This is a genomic window from Mycobacterium gordonae (assembly GCF_017086405.1).
Classification (GTDB): domain Bacteria; phylum Actinomycetota; class Actinomycetes; order Mycobacteriales; family Mycobacteriaceae; genus Mycobacterium; species Mycobacterium gordonae_D.
Window position 1 is genome coordinate 702,961 of sequence record NZ_CP070973.1, and the last position, 21,574, is coordinate 724,534.

At 66.9% G+C, this 21,574-nt stretch carries 17 protein-coding genes and 3 pseudogenes; 13 read left to right on the forward strand and 7 right to left on the reverse strand.

Going from position 1 to position 21,574, the window contains the following annotated elements:
- Positions 1–88: 88 nt before the first annotated feature.
- Both JX552_RS02970 and JX552_RS33905 read right to left on the reverse strand, forming a co-directional pair.
- Positions 89–1,333: a PucR family transcriptional regulator gene (locus JX552_RS02970; RefSeq protein ID WP_205876019.1), complete on the reverse strand. Its 1,245-nt coding sequence runs from the start codon at positions 1,331–1,333 to the stop codon at positions 89–91.
- A gap of 417 nt (positions 1,334–1,750) precedes the next feature.
- Positions 1,751–1,912, reverse strand: a pseudogene (locus JX552_RS33905) (IS110 family transposase); the annotation flags it as partial.
- Between the two features lie 496 nt (positions 1,913–2,408).
- On the opposite strand from JX552_RS33905, the gene JX552_RS02975 reads away from it, so the two are divergent.
- Together JX552_RS02975 and JX552_RS31755 are read left to right on the forward strand one after the other, a co-directional pair.
- Positions 2,409–2,951: a PE family protein gene (locus tag JX552_RS02975; RefSeq protein WP_205876020.1), complete on the forward strand. Its 543-nt coding sequence runs from the start codon at positions 2,409–2,411 to the stop codon at positions 2,949–2,951.
- Positions 2,952–3,109: 158 nt separating this feature from the next.
- Positions 3,110–3,333, forward strand: a pseudogene (locus JX552_RS31755) (recombinase family protein); the annotation flags it as partial.
- 76 nt (positions 3,334–3,409) lie between these two features.
- On the opposite strand, the gene JX552_RS02980 reads toward JX552_RS31755, so the two are convergent.
- Both JX552_RS02980 and JX552_RS02985 read right to left on the reverse strand, forming a co-directional pair.
- The gene (locus JX552_RS02980) at positions 3,410–4,525 is read right to left on the reverse strand and encodes an alpha/beta hydrolase (protein ID WP_205876021.1); all 1,116 of its coding nucleotides are present in this window, start codon (positions 4,523–4,525) and stop codon (positions 3,410–3,412) included.
- A complete protein-coding gene (locus JX552_RS02985; protein WP_205876022.1) occupies positions 4,522–5,148 on the reverse strand; it encodes a TetR/AcrR family transcriptional regulator in 627 nt (208 codons plus the stop codon). Before JX552_RS02985 ends, JX552_RS02980 begins: the two co-directional genes overlap by 4 nt.
- Positions 5,149–5,218: 70 nt before the next feature.
- On the opposite strand from JX552_RS02985, the gene JX552_RS02990 reads away from it, so the two are divergent.
- Positions 5,219–5,779, forward strand: coding sequence for a VOC family protein (locus JX552_RS02990; protein ID WP_205876023.1), 561 nt, complete (start codon positions 5,219–5,221; stop codon positions 5,777–5,779).
- Between the two features lie 39 nt (positions 5,780–5,818).
- Here the strand turns inward: JX552_RS02990 and JX552_RS33910 are convergent.
- A pseudogene (locus tag JX552_RS33910) lies at positions 5,819–6,352 on the reverse strand (PE family protein); the annotation flags it as partial.
- A gap of 260 nt (positions 6,353–6,612) precedes the next feature.
- Here JX552_RS33910 and JX552_RS03000 point away from each other — a divergent pair.
- Positions 6,613–7,158 (forward strand): hypothetical protein, encoded by a 546-nt coding sequence (locus JX552_RS03000; RefSeq protein ID WP_205876024.1) that lies wholly within the window; start codon positions 6,613–6,615, stop codon positions 7,156–7,158.
- On the opposite strand, the gene JX552_RS03005 is transcribed toward JX552_RS03000, so the two are convergent.
- The gene (locus JX552_RS03005) at positions 7,085–7,789 is read right to left on the reverse strand and encodes a TetR/AcrR family transcriptional regulator (RefSeq protein ID WP_431195911.1); all 705 of its coding nucleotides are present in this window, start codon (positions 7,787–7,789) and stop codon (positions 7,085–7,087) included. The genes JX552_RS03000 and JX552_RS03005 overlap by 74 nt on opposite strands.
- 98 nt (positions 7,790–7,887) lie before the next feature.
- On the opposite strand from JX552_RS03005, the gene JX552_RS03010 reads away from it, so the two are divergent.
- Positions 7,888–8,793, forward strand: a complete 906-nt coding sequence (locus JX552_RS03010; RefSeq protein ID WP_241011066.1) for an oxygenase MpaB family protein — start codon at positions 7,888–7,890, stop codon at positions 8,791–8,793.
- Positions 8,794–8,824: 31 nt separating this feature from the next.
- Here the strand turns inward: JX552_RS03010 and JX552_RS03015 are convergent, their stop codons facing one another.
- A complete protein-coding gene (locus JX552_RS03015) occupies positions 8,825–8,995 on the reverse strand; it encodes a hypothetical protein (protein WP_205876027.1) in 171 nt (56 codons plus the stop codon).
- Between the two features lie 116 nt (positions 8,996–9,111).
- On the opposite strand from JX552_RS03015, the gene JX552_RS03020 reads away from it, so the two are divergent.
- The 8 genes from JX552_RS03020 to JX552_RS03055 all read left to right on the forward strand — a co-directional run bounded on the left by JX552_RS03020 (position 9,112) and on the right by JX552_RS03055 (position 21,569).
- The gene (locus tag JX552_RS03020; RefSeq protein WP_277396030.1) at positions 9,112–10,731 is read left to right on the forward strand and encodes a PPE family protein; all 1,620 of its coding nucleotides are present in this window, start codon (positions 9,112–9,114) and stop codon (positions 10,729–10,731) included.
- Between the two features lie 10 nt (positions 10,732–10,741).
- Positions 10,742–11,638, forward strand: coding sequence for a class I SAM-dependent methyltransferase (locus JX552_RS03025; RefSeq protein ID WP_205876029.1), 897 nt, complete (start codon positions 10,742–10,744; stop codon positions 11,636–11,638).
- Positions 11,639–11,716: 78 nt separating this feature from the next.
- A complete protein-coding gene (locus tag JX552_RS03030) occupies positions 11,717–12,046 on the forward strand; it encodes a PPE domain-containing protein (protein ID WP_205876030.1) in 330 nt (109 codons plus the stop codon).
- Positions 12,047–12,258: 212 nt separating this feature from the next.
- Positions 12,259–14,121 (forward strand): type VII secretion AAA-ATPase EccA, encoded by a 1,863-nt coding sequence (eccA, locus tag JX552_RS03035; protein WP_277396084.1) that lies wholly within the window; start codon positions 12,259–12,261, stop codon positions 14,119–14,121.
- Entirely contained in the window at positions 14,118–15,719 is a 1,602-nt protein-coding gene (gene eccB / locus JX552_RS03040; protein WP_205876031.1) for a type VII secretion protein EccB, read from the forward strand. Before eccA ends, eccB begins: the two co-directional genes overlap by 4 nt.
- The gene (eccCa, locus tag JX552_RS03045) at positions 15,716–19,708 is read left to right on the forward strand and encodes a type VII secretion protein EccCa (protein WP_205876032.1); all 3,993 of its coding nucleotides are present in this window, start codon (positions 15,716–15,718) and stop codon (positions 19,706–19,708) included. Before eccB ends, eccCa begins: the two co-directional genes overlap by 4 nt.
- The gene (locus JX552_RS03050) at positions 19,705–20,013 is read left to right on the forward strand and encodes a PE family protein (RefSeq protein ID WP_205876033.1); all 309 of its coding nucleotides are present in this window, start codon (positions 19,705–19,707) and stop codon (positions 20,011–20,013) included. The genes eccCa and JX552_RS03050 overlap by 4 nt, the downstream gene beginning before the upstream one ends.
- Positions 20,013–21,569: a PPE family protein gene (locus JX552_RS03055; protein WP_205876034.1), complete on the forward strand. Its 1,557-nt coding sequence runs from the start codon at positions 20,013–20,015 to the stop codon at positions 21,567–21,569. Before JX552_RS03050 ends, JX552_RS03055 begins: the two co-directional genes overlap by 1 nt.
- Positions 21,570–21,574: the final 5 nt, after the last annotated feature.

Genomic DNA, 21,574 nt, shown 5'->3' on the forward strand with positions numbered 1-21,574 from the left:
ACTCGCCAGCAAACCAGGTGGTCGCGGTCCGGCAGCAGGATTGAGAAGCTGACGCCCGGCCGGGCACCTGTTCGAGTGGTCGCCGGTCTCATTGACGTCCTACCGCCTTGAATATGCGCGTTTCACTACCCAACCACTGCAACGCTTCTAGAGCCAGGGCCACATGGACAGCGTTGTGCGTCAGCGGATGTGGCAGTAGTTCCTGGGCCTGCTCGACCCTGCGCAACACGGTATTGCGGTGGGCATAGAGGCGCTTTGCGGCGCGGGAGGCGTTGCATTGTTCGTTGATGTAGGTCAGCAGCGTCGAGCGCAAAGACTGGTCAGCCGCTGCCAAATCGCCTAGCACTTCCTTTACAAAATCCTCGATGGCCTCGGTGTCTTGAGTAAGCAAAGCGACCAACCGAACATCGGTGAAAAAAGCTGCTCGGTGAAGAGATTGCAGCCGAGCCAAGGTTCGTTGCGTGGTGAGGGCGTCACGATGACTACGCCGAAAACCACCAATCCCCGCCGCTGTGGTTCCGATGGCGACACGTGCGGCGGGCTCGTGCTTCAGGGCCTCCTCAAGATGGTTCATGGAGAGGTCCGCAACGTCGGCCAGCCACATCCAGCGCGTCGCAGCACTGGCTACGACGATCAGATTCTGCGTCGATTCGACACCATCGCAGAGGGCGTGGGCAACGCGATCGAGACCTCGGTGCGTCCCCTCGAGGTTGTCCTTCCAGACGACGACGGCGGTGTGATTACAGTCGAGCGGATAGCCGAGTTGCGCCGCATCCGCGGAGCTGACGTGCGCCGCGTGGAGGACAGTTTCTACGACTTCCAGTCGTAGGGCCTGCCTTTCACGGGTCAGTTCATCGTACTCCAGCTCCAGTCGCGCCCCAATGCCGGCAAACGCAGCCTCGACGTATTCGTTGAGCGAGCGGATGGTCACGTCTAGCAGTTCGCGCAGCTCCTGCGGGTCGGACGTGAGGTCGAATGCGATCCCTAGCCAGTGCCGCCAGGCGATTTGTTCGGCGGCGCGGTATACGTCGAGCGTCAACAAATCCAGGCCCCGACGCACCAAATCGCGTGCCATGTCCAGTACTTCGTCGTCGAGATTCACCGGCACCGGCGCGCCAGGGTCGCGAATATTCGACGTGATCCACTGAAAAAGATGAGCGCGGTTCGCACGGCGGACGGCTTCGGCGAGTACTGGATCCGCGGAAATAGTCGGATTGGTCGCCATCATGGCGCTGTCGACCTCCTGAATCCAATCCGCGTTGACATCTAGGAGTATTTGTGCCCCTTCACGAATGAGTTCGCGAACTCGCGGCGAGGGACGCGGCCATGTCACGAAGCTCACTCTAGGCCGAAGTTGCGACCGCTTTTGTGGGAATCGAATAGCTGAACTGTGAACTCGATAGCAGAGCGGCCTGCGGTATTGCAGCCGCGAATTCTGAATCGCCGGGGATATGTGGAAGCTCCAGACCCGAGTTTGGACACCCCCGGCGATTCTGACGCAGCGTAGTTCTCTGACCTGCGGATGAGTCGTTTGGGGTACTGACACGACAATTGGGTGAGCACAATCGGTGACGGGCGTGGTTAGCGGGCTAGCCCGGTTCGGGGAGTGGTTCGAGGGTGAGGCGGTAGTCCAGGGCGTGGAGTTGGTGGATGGCGCGTGCTTTGGCGGCGGCGGTTTGGTGTGCGGTGTAGTAGTAGGCGCCGGGGTCGCGGTAGAAGTCGCCGTTGGTGAGGAGGTTCCAGGCGGCGAATCAGCCAGCCACGCCGCATCCGAGACCTCGGTCTTGCGGCCAAAGCGGGTTACGCACCGAGGCGGCGTTGACCAAGGCCCGTCCAAACCATCGTCGAGCAGGTAGTAGGACGGTTTCCAATAGTCGCTGGTCGGCTCGATCGCCATCACTCCCTCGTCAATTCTCGAATTCCGCTGCAATGGAGGGTTTTTCGGGGAGAGCGAGGTAAAACAGGAATCTGACACTCGTGCTCGAAGGCAACATTCCACGGTTCCCGTGGACAGCGTTGTGCCCTCCGTCCCACGCTAGCCTGCGGGCTCAGCGGCCACAAAGTCCGACCGGGGTCGACCGAAAGCACCCCTTCAGCGTCACCCCGGGCCACTGCCAACACAACCACACGTCCAACCGGTGGGTACCAACGAATTTTCGTCAACCACGGAGGAGCGCCGCGCCATGAGGCGCTAGCTGACTCCAACGGCCGAATCGCCACAGCACACACTCGCAGAATCACGCGGTGACGGCGCTCTCGCCCCGAAAGACACACCGGGAAATGATCACTCGATCCGCGTTACACCCCTTCTTATGGACGCGGATTGCGGCTGCTCCATACTCTCGACGCTCGGTCGTCGGGCATCAACGTCGCGTTCGCCTCGCACCACCACCAAGAGGAGTCGTCCGATGTCGTTCGTAACTGCTGCGACGGACTTCATCGTTAACGCTGCTCAGGACATCGCTGGCGTCGGTACTCAAGTCAGTGCCACCAATGCGGCCGCCGCGGCGGCCACCACCGAGATACTGTCGGCGGGAGCCGACGAGGTGTCACAGGCAATCGCCGCACCCTTCGATACCCACGCCATGCAATACCAATCGTTTAGCGCTCAAGTTGCGGCGTTTCATCAGAATTTCGTCCAGATTCGTCGCGCCTCGGGTGCGGCCTATGCGGCGACAGAAGCAACCAACACTTCGCCATGGCAGGCGCTGGTTAGCGAAATCTCCGGTGCGTTGAACGCCCCCACACAGGCGCTATTCGGACGTCCGCCGATCGGCGAGGGCGCTGTTTCTGGTGTCGCTGGGGCACCTGGCCGGATCTTGGCAGACCCCGGTCGTACGCTCAACTTCAACGTTTCGACAGCGTCGGCAGCGTTCGCATCCTCGACCTGGGCGACCCCGGCAGGGCGGGCGGTGTGGGCGTGCTCGATCCCGACACCGGTTACGGCGTGACCCCGCTGGCCATCTCCCAATTTCCGGCGTGATGTACCCCGGGGTCAGGCTGTATCGCCGGAAGTTGCTAGCTTAACGACGTAACTCGTTGTTGGAGTGCTGCTTTCGTCCTAGGCCGGTCGTTCCGGAAAGGCAAGCTCGGAGGTGTTGAGCGGCGTGACACCGTGGTTGTGGCCGCCATCGATAGGCTTGCACGTTCGGTCGTCGAAGTCACCCGCACCATTGCCGACCTCGGCGAACTCAGATCACGCTGCGCGCCGTGCGGGAGTGAGTCGACACGGCCACTTCTACCGGCCGCGCGATAGCGGCCATCGCGGCCACCCTCGCTGAACTCGAACTTGAGCTGGGTAGGGAACGCAGTGCCGCATCTCGGCACTGCCGCAACCCGGGCACATCCGGCTCACCGGCAAGGGCTCCAAGACTAGCGTCGTGCCGACCGTTGCTGTGGTCACTTGGCATTAGGGCCACCGCTTGCCGACCCAGTCGGCGATGGTGTCGGCCTGCGCGTCGCGGGCGCCGGGGGAGGTGAAGTAGTGATCGGTTTCGATGGCGACCTGCGATTTGTCGGTGCCGGCCAGGGCGTCGTAGATGCGCTGGGCGTCCGAGGGGAAGACGCCGGTGTCTGCTTCGGCGTTGATCACCAGCGCGGGACAGGAGATGCGGTTCAGGTGCGGCTCGGCCCTGGTCTGAGCCACCCGCAGGCTCCACATGCCCAGCCAGTTGCGCAGCGTGCAGGCGGCGGCGATGCCGTGCGCGGACCTGTTGGCCTTGACGGGCCGGCCCGCGTAACACGAATTCGCTTGGCGTTTAGTCGGTTCGATGGTGGGATCCACCATGCGTGGGTCGGCCCAGGTGCGCGTCACGGTGAACGGCCGGTCGGAGAAGCCGGCGGCCCGGACGCGTTTGAGTTCGGCTTCGGCCCAATCGGTGATGGCGTGGTTGCGTGCCACCTGTGCCGCCCGATAGCGCTGCACGAACTCCGGTGAATACGGCGGTCCGTTGTTGTCGTCGAACAGGTCCAGCTCGGGATCGGTTGCCACCGGATCGTTCTCGTCGACGACGGCCCCGTCCATCCACGCGGTGAGCACGTCCGGTCGCCCGGGGTGGGCTGCGGTGGCGACGTACCCGTCGGCGGCGGGCAACTCGGTGACGCCGTCGGCGGGGCGCATGCCGTCCAGCGGTGTCACGTTCGGATCCACCGCCTGGGACTGGTAGGCCGACATCAACGAACCGCCCCCCGAATTACCTAGCAGCACCACCGTTTCCACACCGGCGACCGCCCGCAGCCATCGCACGCCCACGCCGATGTCGACCAGCGCGTGATCGAGCAGAAAGCTGCTTTCGAAGCCGCGGAATCGGGTGTTCCAGCCCAGGAACCCGATGCCACGGGCGGCGAGATAGTCGGCGATGTAATGCTCGGAAAAGTCGATCTGGTAGTGCGTGGCGATCATCGCCACCTTGGGCCGCTGGCCCGGCGCGTGGTGATAGAGCCCCTGGCATGGATGGCCGCCGGCGCCGGCGCGTCCGGCGGTTGGTGACGGCAGCCCGATGAATTCGCGGATGATTTCGGTCACGAGCGCTGCTCCTCGCTGTAGATGGCCCGGTAGTAGATGTTGGCCAGCGTCCGGATACAGGCTTCGTCGTCTGCGTCCTCGGGCTCGCCGCTGAGCTGGATGTAGCAGAACTGGTTGAACATGGCGACGATCGCCTCGGCAAGCAACTGCGGGTCGTCGTCGGGGCAGTAACCCTGTCGCTGCGCGCGTCTGGCCGAGTCGGCGATGAAAGCGATTGGAATCGAGCACATCTCGGACCAGTGCTGGGCGAAGTCCGCGCTGACCATCGCCAGCTGCGACACGCTGATCATCTCCGCCAGGCGGTGCCGGTAGGTGTGCCAGTGCGCGGCGGCGGCCTGGTGTGCGCGCTCGCGTTCGGAGAGCCCGTGTTCGGTCACCGCTGCCGCGCGCTCGCCGGCCTCGTCGCGAAAGCGCAGCGCCCACTGGCGCACCATGGCCTCTTTGGAGTCGTAGTAGTTGTAGAACGATGCCGCCGACCGGCCCGCCTCGGCCGCGATGTCGGCGATGGTCGTGGCCAGAATCCCTTTGCGGGCCACCACCTTTCGGGCAGCGGCATCAATGGCGGCCTGGGTGCGCCGGCCGCGGTGCGTGGGGCGTCTGTCGGGCGCTTCCGTGCTCGTCACGCGCACCTTTCCGGGCCGAATCTGAATCTGATGTTAGATTCAGATTAGATCTTAGGTAGGAGCCGCGAACATGATCAAGCCGTACAACACCAACAGCGAGTTCGAACTCGGCGGAATCAACCACGTCGCGTTGGTCTGTTCGGACATGGAACGCACGGTGGACTTTTACAGCAACATCCTGGGTATGCCGCTGATCAAGTCGCTGGACCTGCCCGGCGGCGCGGGGCAGCACTTCTTCTTCGATGCCGGTAACGGTGACTGTGTCGCGTTCTTCTGGTTCGCCGAGGCGGCCGACCGGGTGCCAGGCATCTCGTCACCGGGTGCGCTGCCCGGCATCGGGGACATCACCAGCGCGGTGAGCACCATGAATCACCTTGCCTTCCACGTGCCGGCCGACAAGTTCGACTCCTACCGGCAGCGACTTAAGGACAAGGGCGTACGGGTCGGCCCGGTGCTCAACCACGACGAAAGTCCCATGCAGGTGTCCGCAACCGTGCACCCAGGGGTGTACGTGCGATCCTTCTACTTCCAGGACCCCGATGGAATCATGTTGGAATTCGCTTGCTGGATAAGGGAGTTCACCGAAGCCGACACTCCGGCGGTGCCCCGGACCGCGGCCGACCGGCGGTGATCAGCGGGCGGCGCGCGATTCCGCGCTGACTTACGCGTTGCCGCCGTTGCCTAGCAGTGGCCCGCCGGCGCCGGCATCGCCGTTGGAGACGCCCTTTCCGCCGGCACCACCGTTGCCGCCGTTGCCGACCAGTACGGCATTGCCGCCGGCCCCGCCGTCACCGCCGGTCGCCCCGCCGTTTGTTCCGGTTCCCGGGGCTCCGTTGGCGCCGTTACCGATTCGCGGCCGGCCCGTGGCGGACACGAACTGGGCACTGATGGTGTCGACCAGGCTCTGTAGCGGCTGAGCCGCGGCGGACTCCGCCGTCGCGTACGACAACGCCCCTCCGCTCAGGGGCCTGTACGAAGTGGTCGTGAACGGCCGCCGCCTGTGCACTGAGCGCCTGATAACCCTGGCCGTACGCGCCGAAACACCCCGGCGATGGCGGCCGATACCTCGTCCTCTGCCGCGGTCAACAGCTTCGTTGTGTTCGCTGCCGCGGCGGCGTTGGCCGGCGCTGATCGTCGATCCGACGGTGGACACGTCCGTTGCTGCCGCCAGCAAAGCCTCCGGCACCGCGAACACAGAGGACATCGGAACCTCCCGCCGACCATGGCGCCACGCCCGTCAGCCAACCCGGGATCCCCCGCCGCTTGCCAGATCGGCGTAGTGCAGCGTATTGCAGCCGAGCTTCCGAGTCGGGGTTTTGGGCGCAACCGCCGGTTCGCCGGGCCGCAGTTGCTGCAGCGATTGAACTACCGATGCCGACACACCGACACGCCGGCGGTGCCGAAGACCGCTGCTTATCGCCGCCCGCCGGTGCCGGGGAGCCGGTAGCCCCCGATACTTTGAGCGTGACCGAGGGAATCCTTACTGACGAGCAGATCGAGGCGCTGAGCCCCCAACAGCGGCGGGAGCTGATCACCCGGCTGGAAAAGCCGCTGAGCGAACTGGAAGATCCTGAGGTGCTGGCCCGGATGCGGCGCATCCGGCTCGGCCTGATCGTTGGCGGCTTGATCGTGATGATTCCCTGGATCGGCTACCTGTCGGTCACGCTGCCGCAGAAGTACGTGGCCCACAATTGGCCCGCCACCTGGATCGGCTTCGACATTGTGTTGCTCGGGTTCATGGCTGCCACGGCGGTGCTGGGATTTCTGCGCCGTCAGCTGATCGTGCTCACCGGCTTCACCACCGGTGTGCTGCTGATCTGCGACGGGTGGTTCGACCTGATGACCGCCAAACCGGAAGACGCCGCTCTGCCCGTGGTCACCGCGATGTTGATCCAAGCGCCGATGGCCTTCCTGCTGATATCCGGCGCATTGCAGATCATGCGTCTGACGTGGCTGCGCCTGTGGCTGGATCCCGAGATGCGGGCATGGCAGGTACCGCTGATGCCTTAGCCGGCCGGTAGAGGTTGGGCTCGGTCAACTCGAGCAGCAGTGATGCCAAGTGGTCGGCAAGTTCGTCGGGCTCCATCGTCACGTCGCCTTCCAACCAGGCGCTCAGCGTCTGCCCGACGCCACCGACCGCGAAGTGCGTGGCTGCCTTCACCCGCTCGTTCTCCGGCGCGTTGAGCACGTCGATGACGTGCCGGCCGGTCACCAGGGCGAACAATGCGGTGGACTGGGCCCGTTTGCGCATCACGACCGCATTGGCCAGCTTGGTGCTGAAGACCAGGCGGCCGATGCGGGCGTCCTCGGCGACCGTGCGTACCACCACACCCATCCCGGCGCGAGCCTGCTCATGCGTCGGTCCGGTCGCCGCGGCGGCCTGGATGTTCGTTGCGAGTTTGGCGATTACCCAGTCGTACACCTGCCCCACCAGCTCGTCTTTGTCGCTGAAGCTCTCGTAGAAATAGCGGGCCGACAGGCCGGCGCGCTCGCAGACGCTGCGGACCGTCAATTCCGGCTCGTCGGGGGCGCCGAGCAGGTCCAACCCTGCCGCGAGCAACTGATTGCGGCGCGCGGCCAGCCGCTCGGCGGCCTCGACGCCGCGGTACGGCCGTGCGCTCGGGGGCGTCATGCAATCCATCTTGACATCGGCGGGCCGCGCCGGACAATATCAGGAAACATGCGTTGTCAAATTACGGCCGCGATTGGCGGGAGTGGACGATGACTATTGAACGGGCCGTGACGATAGGGCCGGTCGCGCACCACCATGCTCCCCATGTCGAGCGCCCGATATCCGACCCGCCGCGGCCGCAGGGCAGGAGCCGCCGGCGGATCGCCGCTCACTACGGACTGATGGGTGTGGCACTGCTGGCCGGCCCGGCCAACGTGATCATGGAGCTATCGCGTCCCGGCGTCGGTCACGGGGTGGCAGAGAGCCGCGTCGAGAGCGGACGCATCGACCGCCATCCCATCAAGCGCGCACGCACCACGTTCACCTATATCGCGGTGGCCAACTCCGGCACCGATGTGCAAAGGGCCGCCTTTCGCCGTGCGGTCAACCGCGCCCACGCCCAGGTCTATTCCACGCCCGACAGTCCGGTGTCCTACAACGCGTTCGATCCCGAGCTGCAGTTGTGGGTCGCCGCCTGCATCTTCAAGGGCGGTGTCGACGTCTACCGCATCTTCGTCGGAGAGATCTCCGAGGAGGAGGCCGACCGGATGTACCAGGAAGGCATGTTGATCGGCACCACCCTGCAGGTGCCACCGGAAATGTGGCCGCCGGATCGAGCCGCATTCGACAGGTACTGGCAGGAGTCGTTGGAGAAGGTGCACATCGACGACACCGTGCGGGAATTCCTGTACCCGATCGCGGTCGCCAGGATCAAGGGCGTGCCGCTGCCGGACTGGCTGCGTACTCCCTTGGAAAGCGTCGCGCTGTTGATCACCACCGGCTTCCTGCCGCAGCGGTTTCGCGACGAGATGCGGCTGCCGTGGGACGACGCCAAGCAGCGGCAGTTCGACGGGCTGATGGCGGTGATCGGCGCGGTGAACGGCCTGATGCCCAAGGTGGTTCGGCAGTTCCCTTTCAACCTGATGCTGTGGGACCTCGATCGACGGATCAGGACCGGTAAGCCGCTGGTCTAGACGGTATGGAGGCGACTTGAGGCCTTCGGCCTCAAGTCGCCTCCATACCGTCTAGCCGGCGCCAAGGCGTTCCGCCTTTGCCTGCATCGCCGCCCGCGCCGCCGCCGCTGCCGCCATGGCCTCCGTAGTCACCGGCGGCACCGTAGTCACCGGCGGCACCGTAGTCACCGGCGGCACCGTAGTCACCGGCGCCACAGCGCACGGTACTGCTCGGCGGTCCTTCGGCAGGTCATCGAAGCGTCATATCGACGTCAAATTGAAAATGATTATCAAAGGCATTAGCGTCCGAAGTCGGTGTCGCCGATGGGGGGATTTCTGATGGCCACGGTATGGATGGCAGCGCCGCCCGAGGCGCACTCGACTTTGCTCAGTAGCGGGCCGGGGCCGGGTCCGCTGTTAGCGGTGGCTGCGGCGTGGTCGGTCCTCAGTGCCGAATACACCGAGGTGGCCGACGAATTGCTGGCTCTGCTGGCCGCGGTGCAGGGCGGAGCCTGGGAGGGTCCGACCGCCGCGCAGTACGTCGCCGCGCATCAGCCCTATCTCGCGTGGCTGATGCAGGCCGGCGCCACCAGCGCGCACGCGGCTGCTGAGCACGAAACAGCGGCAGCCGCCTACACCACGGCCCTGGCGGCGATGCCGACGATGGTGGAGTTGGCCGCCAACCACGCGATCCACGGCGTCCTGGTGGCGACCAACTTCTTCGGCCTCAACACGATCCCGATCGCCCTCAACGAGGCTGACTACGCGCGGATGTGGATTCAGGCGGCCACCACCATGGCGAGCTACGACGCGATGTCGAACGCGGCCGCGGCGTCGGTTGCGGTGACCGAACCGGCCCCGGAGATCGTGGCGGCAGAAGACGACCACGGGGACGACGACGGGGACGAACATGACCACGGCGAAGACGAGCACGGGGACGACCATGATCATGGCGAAGACGGCCACGAGGGCCACGACCACGGGGACCCGACACCGCTGGACTACCTGGTCGCCGACCTGCTGCGCACGTTGACCGGTGGCCAGATCGACTGGGATCCCCTGGAGGCCACCTTGAATGGCGTGCACATGCACGACATTAGCGACGCGACCCAACCCATCTGGTGGGTAGCGCGCTCCCTGGAGTTCGGTCAGCAGTTCGAGACGTTCGTCCAGCAACTGTTCACCAACCCGGCCGGGGCACTTGAGTACGTGGTCGAACTTGCCGAGTTCGACTGGCCCACCCACCTGGCCCAGCTCGTTCCGCTGCTGCAATCCCCGCAGCTGTTGTCCGCCGCGATCGGTGGCGCCGTCGCCAACTTGGGCGCGGTGAGCGGCTTGGCTGGGTTGGCGGGACTCGGGGGAATACCGCCGGCGACCGTCGCCGCGGTCGTGCCACCGGCCGCCGCCGCGACGTCGGGGGTTCCGGTCGCGGGACCTGCTCCCAGCGTGGTGGCCTCGGCCGCCCCCGCCGCGCCCGCCCCCACGACGGCGACCGTGACGAGCATGGCGACCACCGCCGGGACGGCACCGCCGGCCGGTGGGCCCGCCGCCGGATCGGGCTTTCCCTTCCTGGTCGGCGGCGGCCCGGGCATCGGGTCCGGTTCGGGCATGAGGTCCGGTGCCAGTGCCGGCCGGAAGGCCTCGGAGCCCGACCTGGCCGCCGTGGCGGCCGCGGTGGCGGCACGTGAACAGTCCCGAGCGCGTCGCCGCCGGCGTGCGGCCCTACGCGAGAGCGGCGACGAGTTCGCGGACATGAACGTCGACGTCGACCCCGACTGGGCCGCGCCCGAAGGCCCGCTGGCATCGCAGGTCGGCGCCGGGCGGTTCGGGTTCACCGGTACGGTCCACAACGAATCCGCCGGGGGCGCGGCGGGTTTGGCGACGCTTGCCGAGGACGAGTTCGGCGGCGGCCCGAAATCGCCCATGCTGCCCAGGACCTGGGACCCGGACCCCGCGTAGGGTCGGTTGGGTGCGAAGCGAACGCGACAGCTGGGACATCACCACGAGTGTCGGATCGACGGCGCTGTTCGTCGCGACCGCGCGCGCGCTGGAGGCCAAGAAACCGGAGCCGCTGGTCGTCGATCCCTATGCCGAGCTGTTCTGCCGGGCCGTCGGCGGTTCCTGGGCCGACGTGCTCGACGGCAATGCTTCCGACCACGAGCTGCTCAGCGACGACTTCGGGCTGCACTTCGTCAACTTCCAGGCCGCCCGCACCAAATACTTCGACGCGTATTTCCAGCGTGCCGCCGCTGCCGGGGCGCGCCAGGTGGTGATCCTGGCGGCGGGCCTGGACTCCCGGGCCTACCGGTTGCCGTGGCCGGACGGAACCACGATCTACGAATTGGATCAACCGCAAGTCCTCGACTTCAAGCGTGAGGTGCTCGCCGAGCATGGCGTGCAACCCCGCGCCCAGCGTCGCGAGATTGCCGTCGACCTCCGCGACGACTGGTCGGCAGCGTTGCGGGACAACGGCTTTGACTCGAAATTGTTCTCTGCCTGGATCGCCGAGGGGTTGTTGATCTATCTGCCGGCCGCCGCACAGGAGCAGCTGTTCACCGGCATCGACGCCCTGGCCAGCCTGGGCAGCCACGTGGCCGTCGAGGACGGGGCTCCGATGCCGCCCGACGAATTCCGGGCCAAAGTCGAAGAAGAACGGGCCGCCGGCGACGAGCGTCCGTTCTTCCAGTTGGTCTACAACGAGCGTTGCGCTCCGGCCGCCCAATGGTTCGGTGAGCACGGATGGACGGCAATCGGGACACCGTTGAACGACTATCTGCGAGAGGTCGGTCGGCCGATTCCCGAGGCCGACTCCGAGGCGGCGCCGATGTTTGCCCGCAACACGTTGGTGAGCGCCGCCAAGCCGTAGCGCCGGCGATGTGATCGCTATGAGTCGTAAAGGAAGCTGATTTGCGTCGGGAACTTTTGCCCTTGCCCGTGCGACCACATGTCTGTGCATGTTGTGCCGTGGGAGGCAGTCCCGGCTGAAGTTCATCCGGCCCAGGTGTGGCGCTCGCTGAGTGGCGGCGGCCCAACCGCGGCACTGGGCGGGACCAACTTCTTCGGGATCAATACCATTCCCATCGCACCCGACAAGGCCGACTATGGCTGGATGTGGATTGAGGCCGCAAATACGATGGCCGCCTGTCGAGCGGTCACCGACGCGGCGGGCCTGTCGGCGCTGTCTGGCGACGGCTGCGGCGGCGCACCGCCGGCGCCGGTGCTGCCGCGAACCCAGGTGCCGGGTCCCGGGGCTACCGCACCCCGGTGTTGTTAATGAAAACCATATTCAGTAAGCTTCAGTACCTGGCCCCCTCTGTTGACCTCAGTGGGAAACGCGCAGGTCAACGGCTTTGAGACGGGAGTTCGGATGGTCAATTGCGCACCAGGGGCCGCCTCGACAGTTAGCTTAGGGAATGCTAACTTCGTGAGGCCAACCTCAGGCGGAGTTTGCCAATGACGACCTTGACTTCAGGAGACGGCGCGGGCGTGGAACGCGGTGACGGCAGTTATGGGGGCATGCTGGCGGCAGCGCCCCGAGCATCCCGGGCGGACGGCAGGGTGGACGGCGACGTTGTCAGCAGGTTTGCCACCTGTTGTCGGGCGCTCGGGATCGCGGTTTACCAGCGGCAGCGCCCGGCGGACCTGAGCGCGGCCCGGTCCGGCTTCGGCGCGCTCACCCGCATCGCGCACGAGCAGTGCGACGCATGGGCCGGTCTGGCCGCGGCCGGCGACACCTCCAAGCATGTGCTCGAGCAGGTGTCGCGGACGGTCGTCACCGCCGGGGTGTTGCAGCGCCAGGTGGAACTGCTGCCGGGCGCCCTCGGATTCCGCTACGACACCGGCCTGTATCTGCAATTCCGGGCCACCACGCCCGACGACTTCCATCTCGCCTATGCGGCCGCGCTGGCATCCGAGCGACAGTTCGCGGCGGCCGATCAGATCGTCCGCCGCATCAGTGAGCGCCGCCCTAAATTGCGCGAGGCCCGCTGGATCTCCGTGGTCATCAACTACCGGGCGGAGCGCTGGTCGGACGTGGTCAAGCTGCTCACTCCGATCGTCAACGACGCCGACCTCGACGAGGCATTTGCGCACGCGGTGAAGATCACCCTGGGCACCGCGCTGGCCCGGCTGGGCATGTTCGCGCCGGCATTGTCGTACCTGGAGGAGCCCGAAGGTCCCATCGCCGTCGCCGCGGTCGACGGTGCCCTGGCGAAGGCGCTGGCGCTGCGCGCGCACGTGGACGAAGAAGCCGCCAGTGAGGTGTTGCACGAGCTCTATGCGGCCAATCCGGAGAACGAAGAGATCGAACAGGCACTGTCGGACCCGAGTTTCGGGATGGTCACCACCACCGCGGCACGCATCGAGGCCCGGATCGACCCGTGGGACGCCGAAACCGAGCCCAGCGACGCCGATTTCGTCGACCCGGGCGCGCGCGAGCGCAAAGCCGCACTGCTGGCCGAGGCCGAGGTCCAGCTCAACGACTTCATCGGTCTGGACGAGGTCAAGAACCAGGTGTCACGGCTGAAGAGTTCGGTCGCCATGGCCGTGCTGCGCCAGCAACGCGGTCTCACCGTCGCCCAGCGCACCCACCACCTGGTGTTCGCCGGTCCGCCCGGGACCGGTAAGACCACCATCGCCCGCGTCGTCGCGAAGATCTACTGCGGATTGGGTCTGCTGAAGCGGGAGAACATTCGCGAGGTGCACCGGGCGGACCTAATCGGCCAGCACATCGGTGAGACCGAGGCCAAGACCAACGCGATCATCGACAGCGCCCTGGATGGGGTGCTGTTCCTCGACGAGGCGTACGCGCTGGTGGCCACCGGAGCCAAGAACGACTTCGGGTTGGTGGCCATCGACACGCTGCTGGCGCGCATGGAGAACGACCGCGACCGGCTGGTGGTCATCATCGCCGGGTACCGCGCCGACCTGGACAAGTTCCTCGACACCAACGAGGGCCTGCGGTCCCGGTTCACCCGCAGCATCGACTTCCCGTCCTACCAGCCGGCGGAGCTGACCGAGATCGCGAATCTGATGGCCCAGCAACGCGACAGCCTCTTCGAGCAGGCCGCGCTGGACGGCATGCAGAAGCTGTTTACCCACCTGGCCCAGACCTCCTCACCGGACAGCAACGGAATCGACCGCCGCAGCCTGGACATCGCGGGCAACGGCCGGTTCGTCCGTAACATCGTCGAGCGCTCCGAGGAAGAGCGCGAGTTCCGGCTCGACCATTCCGAACAAGCCGGCACGGGCGAATTCACCGATGAGGACTTGATGACAATCACCGCACAAGACGTCAGCAACACGGTGGCCCCGCTGCTGCGTGGTCTCGGGCTGTCGGTGCCGGCATGAGCAGGACCGAGCGCGACGGCGAGCGGGACGACGAGCGGCGTTCGTTTGCTTCTCGCACCCCGGTCAACGAGAACCCCGACCAGGTGCACTACCGCCGCGGTTTCGTCACCCGCCATCAGGTGACCGGGTGGCGGTTCGTGATGCGCCGCATTGCTTCCGGAATTGCGTTGCACGACACCAGGATGCTCGTCGATCCGCTGCGCACCCAGTCACGTGCGGTGCTGATGGGCGTGCTGTTGCTGGTCACCGGATTGCTTGGCTGCTTTGTGTTTTCGTTGATCCGGCCCAATGGTCAGGTGGGCAGCAACACGGTGCTGGCCGACCGGTCCACCGCCGCGCTCTACGTGCGCGTCGGAGACCAGCTGCACCCGGTGCTCAACCTCACCTCCGCCCGGCTGATCGCCGGCCAGCCGGTCAATCCGACCACGGTGAAAAGCACTGAGCTGGACCGATTTCCGCGCGGCAATCTGATCGGCATTCCGGGTGCGCCGGAGCGCATGGTGCAGAACACCTCTCGTGACGCCGCCTGGACGGTGTGCGACGGAGTCAGCGGGCAGCCCGGGCGCGGCGCGCGCAGCACGGGTGTGACCGTCATCGCCGGCAAGCCCTACAGTGAGGGCGCCCGGGCCGCGGCGATCGCGTCAAGTCAGGTGGTCCTGGTCGACAACGGAAACAGCACCTGGGTGTTGTGGGATGGCAAGCGCAGCCGGATCGATCTGGCCGACCACGCCGTCACCAACGCGCTCGGCCTGGGTACCGACGTGCCCGCGCCGCGCCCGGTCGCAGCGGGCCTGTTCAACGCCGTCCCCGAGTCGCCACCCTTGGCTGCCCCTGCCATTCCCAACGCGGGCGCCCCAGCCGGCTTCGCCGTGCCCGCGCCGATCGGCGGGGTGGTGGTCTCTTACGCGGTGGACCGCCGCGCATCGGACACCGTCACCTACTACGCGGTGCTGCCGGACGGTCTGCAACCGATCTCACCGGTGCTGGCCGCCATCCTGCGCAACACGAATTCTTATGGGCTGCAGCAACCGCCGCGCCTGGGCGCCGACGACATCGCAAAGCTGCCGGTATCGCGGCTGCTGGACAGCGGGCGTTACCCCGCCCAGCCGGTGACGCTGGTCAGCCCGGCCAGCAGCCCGATCACCTGCGCATTCTGGAGCAAGCCCGCCGGGGCCGCCACCAGTTCGCTGAGCCTGCTGGCGGGATCGGCACTGCCGCTCCGCGAGGGTCTGCGCACGGTCGAACTGGTCGGCGGCGGAGCAAGAGTAGGGCTGGAACCCGGCGCCGGATACTTCACCCAGACGGTGGGCGGGGGCGCAGCGGCGCCGGCCACCGGATCGTTGTTCTGGGTGTCGGACACCGGCGTGCGCTATGGCATCGACAACGAGTCCGACAGCCGATCGGGGGCCGACGGACGCAGCAAGACGGTTGAGGCCCTTGGTCTCGCGTCACCACCGTTGGGTATCCCGTGGTCCATCCTGTCCTTGTTAGCACCCGGCCCGACGCTGTCGCGCGCCGACGCGCTGCTGGCGCATGACGGCCTGCCGCCCGACAGCCGGCCGGGTCGCCCGGTAACCGCCGAAGGGGAACCCCGATGAGCAGACTGATCTTCGAGGCCCGTCGGCGGCTGACCCCGCCCAGCGCCCGCAAGGGCACGATCACGATCGAGGCACCACCGGAACTGCCCCGGGCGATTCCGCCGTCGCTGTTCCGGCGCGCGATGCCGTACCTGATCGGGATCCTGATCGTCGGCATGATCGTGGCGCTGTTCGCCACCGGTATGAAGGTGATCTCGCCCCAGACGTTGTTCTTCCCGTTTGTGCTCTTGTTGGCCGCAACCGCGCTCTACCGTGGCAACGACAACAAGATGCGCACCGAGGAAGTCGACGCCGAACGGGCCGATTATCTGCGCTACCTGTCGGTGGTCCGGGACAACATCCGTGCCCAGGCGGCCGAACAACGTGCGGCGGCTCAGTGGTCGCACCCGGAGCCGGAGACGCTGTCCGCGGTGCCCGGGTCCCGGCGTCAGTGGGAGCGCGACCCGCACGACCCCGACTTCCTGGTGCTGCGGGCCGGTCGCCACACGGCGCCCCTGTCGACCGCGCTGCGGGTCAACGACACCGCCGACGAGATCGACCTGGAACCGGTGTCGCACAGCGCATTACGTAGCCTGCTGGACACCCAGCGCACAGTCCGCGACGTGCCGACGGGAATCGACCTGACCAAGGTCTCCCGGATCACCGTGCTCGGCGATGCCGAGCAGGCGCGGGCAGCGGTGCGGGCCTGGATAGCTCAGGCGGTGACCTGGCACGACCCGACGGTGCTGGGAGTCGCGCTGGCGACCCGGGACCTGGAGGGCGATGACTGGTCGTGGCTGAAATGGTTGCCGCACGTCGATGTTCCCGGCCGCCTCGACGGCGTCGGACCGGCCCGCTATCTGAGCGACGATCCCGATGAGCTCGCCGATCTGCTCGCACCCGCGCTGGACGACCGCCCGGCGTTCACCGGCCGGTCGGTAGACGCGTTGCGGCACTTGCTGATCGTGGTTGACGACCCCGACTACGACCTGAACGTCTCCACGCTGGCGTCAGGACGCGCGGCTGTCACCGTGGTGCATCTCGCGGACACCCAACCGCACCGGGAGCAGTACTCGGATCCGGAGAAGCCGATCCTGCGGATCTCCGGCGGCGCTATCGAACGGTGGCAGACCGGCGGCTGGCAGCCCTACATCGACTCCGCCGACGAATTCAGTGCGCGCGATGCCGCGCACCTGGCGCGTCGGTTGTCGCGCTGGGATTCCAACCCGACACACACCGGGCTGCGCTCGGCGGCCACCCGCGGTGCCAACTTCACCACGCTGCTGGGCATCTCGGATGCCTCCCGGCTGGATGTGCCGGCCCTGTGGGCGCCGCGGAACCGGGACGACGAGTTGCGCGTTCCGATCGGGGTCACCGCCACCGGCGAACCGCTGATGTTCGACCTCAAGGACGAGGCCGAGGGTGGCATGGGTCCGCACGGCCTGATGATCGGCATGACGGGTTCGGGCAAGTCGCAGACCCTGATGTCGATTCTGTTGTCGCTGTTGACCACTCACCCCGCCGACCGGCTGATCGTGATCTACGCCGACTTCAAGGGCGAGGCCGGCGCCGACAGTTTCCGCAACTTCCCGCAGGTCGTCGCCGTGATCTCGAACATGGCCGAGAAGAAGTCGCTGGCCGACCGGTTCGCCGACACGCTGCGCGGCGAGGTGGCCCGGCGCGAGATGCTGCTGCGCGAGGCCGGCCGCAAGGTGCAGGGCAGCGCGTTCAACTCGGTCACCGAATATGAGAACGCGATCGCGGACGGACACGATCTGGCGCCGATCCCAACGCTTTTCGTGGTAGCCGACGAGTTCACTCTGATGCTCGCCGATCATCCGGAATATGCGGAGCTGTTCGACTACGTGGCGCGCAAGGGACGCTCGTTCCGCATCCACATCCTGTTCGCATCGCAGACGCTCGATGTCGGAAAGATCAAGGACATCGACAAGAACACCTCCTACCGTATTGGTCTGAAGGTGGCCAGCCCCAGCGTTTCTCGCCAGATCATCGGTGTGGAGGATGCCTACCACATCGAATCGGGCAAGGAGCACAAAGGCATCGGTTTCCTGGTGCCGGCGCCGGGGGCGGCACCGATCAAGTTCCGCTCGACCTACGTCGACGGCATCTACGAACCCCCTCAGACGGCGAAAACCATGGTGGTCCAGTCTATTCCGGAGCCGAAGCTGTTCCCCGCCGGAGCGGTGGAGCCGGATCCGGGCACCGTGATCTCCGGTGCCGACGAGGACGAGAGCGTCGGACCACCGCGCAAGCTGATCGCGACCATCGGCGAGCAGTTGGCCGGCTACGGGCCGCGGGCCCCGCAGCTGTGGCTGCCGCCGCTGGACGAGCCGATCCCGCTGACCTCGACGCTGGCCAGAGCCGGTGTGCCGCCCCGCACCTGGCGCTGGCCGCTCGGTGAGGTGGACAAGCCGTTCGAGATGCGTCGCGACCCGCTGGTTTTCGACGCCACGTCCTCGGCCGGCAACATGGTGATCCACGGTGGACCCAAGTCCGGGAAATCGACTGCGCTGCAGACATTCATCCTGTCGGCCGCCAGTCTGCACTCGCCGCGTGACGTCACCTTCTATTGCCTGGACTACGGCGGTGGGCAGCTACGCGCGCTGGAAGGGCTGGCGCACGTCGGCGGCGTTGCCACCGCGCTCGAACCCGAACGCATTCGCCGGACGTTCGGCGAGCTGGAGCAGCTGCTGCTGGCCCGCCAGCGCCGGGAGGCGGTCCGGGACCGGCAGCCCAACGGGCAGAGCAACGGGTCGGTCGGCGATGACGGCTTCGGTGAGGTTTTCCTGGTCATCGACAACCTCTACGGCTTCGGCCGCGACAACGTCGACCAGTTCAACACCCGCAACCCGTTGCTGGCCAGGGTGACCGAGCTGGTCAATGGCGGTCTGGCATACGGCATCCACGTGGTCGTCACCACGCCGAGCTGGCTGGAGGTGCCGCTGGCGATGCGCGACGGGCTGGGGCTGCGCCTCGAGCTGAAATTGCACGACGCGCGCGACAGCAACGTGCGCGTGGCGGGGGCGCTGCACCGTCCGGCCGAGGCCATTCCGCACGACCAGCCTGGGCGCGGGCTGACGATGGCGGCCCAGCACTTCCTGTTCGCGGAGCCGGAATTGGACCAGATCCCGGCGATCAACGCGCGCTACCCGGGGCAGACGGCCGCGCCGGTGCGGCTGCTGCCCACCAACCTTGCTCCGCAAGCGGTCGGCGCCATGTACCGCGGCCCGGAACAAATGGTCATCGGCCAGCGCGAAGAAGACCTGGCGCCGGTGGTGCACGACTTCGCCGAGCACCCGCTGCTGATGGTGTTCGGGGATAGCAAATCGGGCAAGACCACCTTGCTGCGCCACATCATCCGCACCATCCGGGAGAATTCGATCCCCGACACCGTGGCCTTCACGGTGCTCGATCGTCGCCTGCACCTGGTCGACGAGCCGCTGTTCCCGGACAACGAGTACACCGCCAACATCGACCGGATCACCCCGGCGATGATCGGTCTGGCGAACATCATCGAGTCACGCCGCCCGCCGGCCGGCCTGTCGCCGGCGGAGTTGTCGCGCTGGACGTATCAGGGCCACACCCACTACCTGATCATCGATGACGTCGACCAGGTTCCGGACTCCGCGGCGACCAGTGGACCCTACGTCGGGCAGCGCCCCTGGAGTCCGCTGATCGGCCTGCTCGGTCAGGCCAGTGATCTGGGGTTGCGGGTGATCGTCACCGGCCGCGCGTCCGGATCGGCGCACGCGTTGATGACCAACCCGTTGTTGCGCCGATTCAACGACCTGCAAGCGACGACGCTGATGTTGGCCGGCAACCCGCAGGACAGCGGCAAGATCCGCGGTCAGCGGTTCAGCCGGCTGCCGGCCGGACGCGGAATCTTGTTGTCCGACAGCGACACCCCGACATTTGTGCAATTGGTCAATCCGATGGTCGGTGCGGCCGCGTTATTTGGTGAAACGCAACAGGAGGGAAGTCAGTCATGACGTTGCGAGTGGTTCCGGAGGGACTGGCCAGTGCGAGCGCCGCGGTCGAGGCGCTGACGGCGAGACTGGCTGCCGCACATGCCAACGCGGCCCCGTTGATCACCGCGGTGGTTCCGCCGGCGGCCGACCCGGTGTCGCTGCAGACCGCCGCCGGTTTCAGCGCCCAGGGCCAGGAGCACGCCGCCGTCGCCGCCCAGGGTGTCGAGGAGTTGGGGCGTGCCGGTATCGGCGTCGGCGAGGCCGGCGTCAGTTACCTCGCCGGTGACGCGGCGGCCGCTGCGACCTACGGGATCGCTGGCGGCTGATGAGCTCCCCCCTGGGGCCCCTGTGGGTTGCTTCGCCGCCGGAGGTGCATTCGGCGTTGCTGAGCGGTGGACCTGGCCCGGCGTCGCTGTTGGCGGCCGCCGGTGCCTGGACCGCGCTCAGTGCCGAATATGCCTCGGCGGCAGCGGAACTCGAGGGGTTGTTGGGGGCGGTGGCGGCCGGCGCCTGGCAGGGGCCGAGCGCGGAGCAGTATGTGGCCGCACATCAGCCGTACGTGGCCTGGCTGCTGCAGGCCAGTGCCGATGCTGCCGCGACGGCGGCCCAGCTCGACACCGCCGCCGCGGCATACACCACCGCGCTGGCGGCGATGCCGACGCTGGCCGAGCTGGCCACCAACCACCTGGTGCACGGCGTGCTGGTCGCGACGAATTTCTTTGGTATCAACACGATTCCCATCGCGCTCAACGAAGCGGATTACCTGCGGATGTGGCTGCAGGCGGCCGCGACCATGGCGCTGTATCAGGCGGCCGCCGGCGCGGCGTTGGCGGCTGTGCCGCGGACCGGCCCGGCGCCGGCGGTGGTGAATCCCGGGGGTGAGCTGACCGGCAACGCAGCCTCGGCCGCGGCCGCAACGGATCCATGGCAATGGCTGCTGCAGCTGCTGCAGCAGTTGTACAACGCCTACACCAGCTTCTATTCCGCGATGTTCAAAGAGATCGCGGCCTTCCTGCAGGACCCGATCGGCAACACGTTCAAGATCATCGTCGCCTTCCTCACCAATCCCGAAGCGGCGATCGTCACCTATGGCCCGTTGCTGTTCGCGCTGGCCTATCAGGTGTTCTTCAACCTCGTCGGCTGGCCGTTCTGGGGCATGGTCCTGAGTTCACCGTTCCTGCTGCCGGTCGGCCTCACCCTGGGTCTGAGCGCAATAACGTTGCTGCCGGCCGTGGCACCGGTGGCGGTGCCGGCCGCCGCGGCGCCATTGGCGCTGGCCGCCACCACCGCCCACGCGGTGTGGCCCGTCGCGGGGATGGTGCCGGCGACGGGCAGCGTGGCCGGCACACCGGCTGGTGCCGCCGCCGCCGGCTCCAGTGCCGGCGCGGCTGCCCCGGCGGCGGCCACCGGGACGACCATCGCCCCCTATGTCGTTGCGGTGGGCGGCGATTGGGGACCCAGCCTAGGCCCGACGGTCGGTGGCCGCAGCGCCGCGAAGGCGCCTGCGGCGACCATCCCGGCGGCCGGTGCGGCCGCGGTCAGCAGCGCGTCGGCCCGGGCTAAACGGCGCCGCCGCGCACAGCTGCACGACCACAGCGACGAATTCCTGGACATGGACGCGACGGGATCCGGGGGATGTCCGGAGCCGTCCCGGGCAATCGGCGTCGACACGCAGGCTTCCGAGCGGGGGGCCGGCAGGTTCGGCTTCGCCGGGACGGTGCCCACCGAGACGCTGTTGGAGGCGGCCGGGTTGACCGCGCTGGCCGCCGACGACTTCGGCGGCGGTCCGCGAATGCCGATGGTCCCGGGGACCTGGGAGCGGGGTCGAGAGGAAGGGGGAGCCGGAAGTCAGCGAGATGACTTGCCGAGCAGGGAAATCTGATTCAA

Excerpts from the sequence above, each read along its gene's own strand:
- JX552_RS02975 (WP_205876020.1), top strand. The coding sequence starts at position 2,409 with ATGTCGTTCGTAACTGCTGCGACGGACTTCATCGTTAACGCTGCTCAG.
- JX552_RS02990 (WP_205876023.1), top strand. The coding sequence starts at position 5,219 with ATGATCAAGCCGTACAACACCAACAGCGAGTTCGAACTCGGCGGAATC.
- JX552_RS03005 (WP_431195911.1), bottom strand. The coding sequence starts at position 7,789 with ATGGATTGCATGACGCCCCCGAGCGCACGGCCGTACCGCGGCGTCGAG.
- JX552_RS03020 (WP_277396030.1), top strand. The coding sequence starts at position 9,112 with ATGGCCACGGTATGGATGGCAGCGCCGCCCGAGGCGCACTCGACTTTG.
- JX552_RS03030 (WP_205876030.1), top strand. The coding sequence starts at position 11,717 with ATGTCTGTGCATGTTGTGCCGTGGGAGGCAGTCCCGGCTGAAGTTCAT.
- eccB (WP_205876031.1), top strand. The coding sequence starts at position 14,118 with ATGAGCAGGACCGAGCGCGACGGCGAGCGGGACGACGAGCGGCGTTCG.
- eccCa (WP_205876032.1), top strand. The coding sequence starts at position 15,716 with ATGAGCAGACTGATCTTCGAGGCCCGTCGGCGGCTGACCCCGCCCAGC.
- JX552_RS03050 (WP_205876033.1), top strand. The coding sequence starts at position 19,705 with ATGACGTTGCGAGTGGTTCCGGAGGGACTGGCCAGTGCGAGCGCCGCG.
- JX552_RS03055 (WP_205876034.1), top strand. The coding sequence starts at position 20,013 with ATGAGCTCCCCCCTGGGGCCCCTGTGGGTTGCTTCGCCGCCGGAGGTG.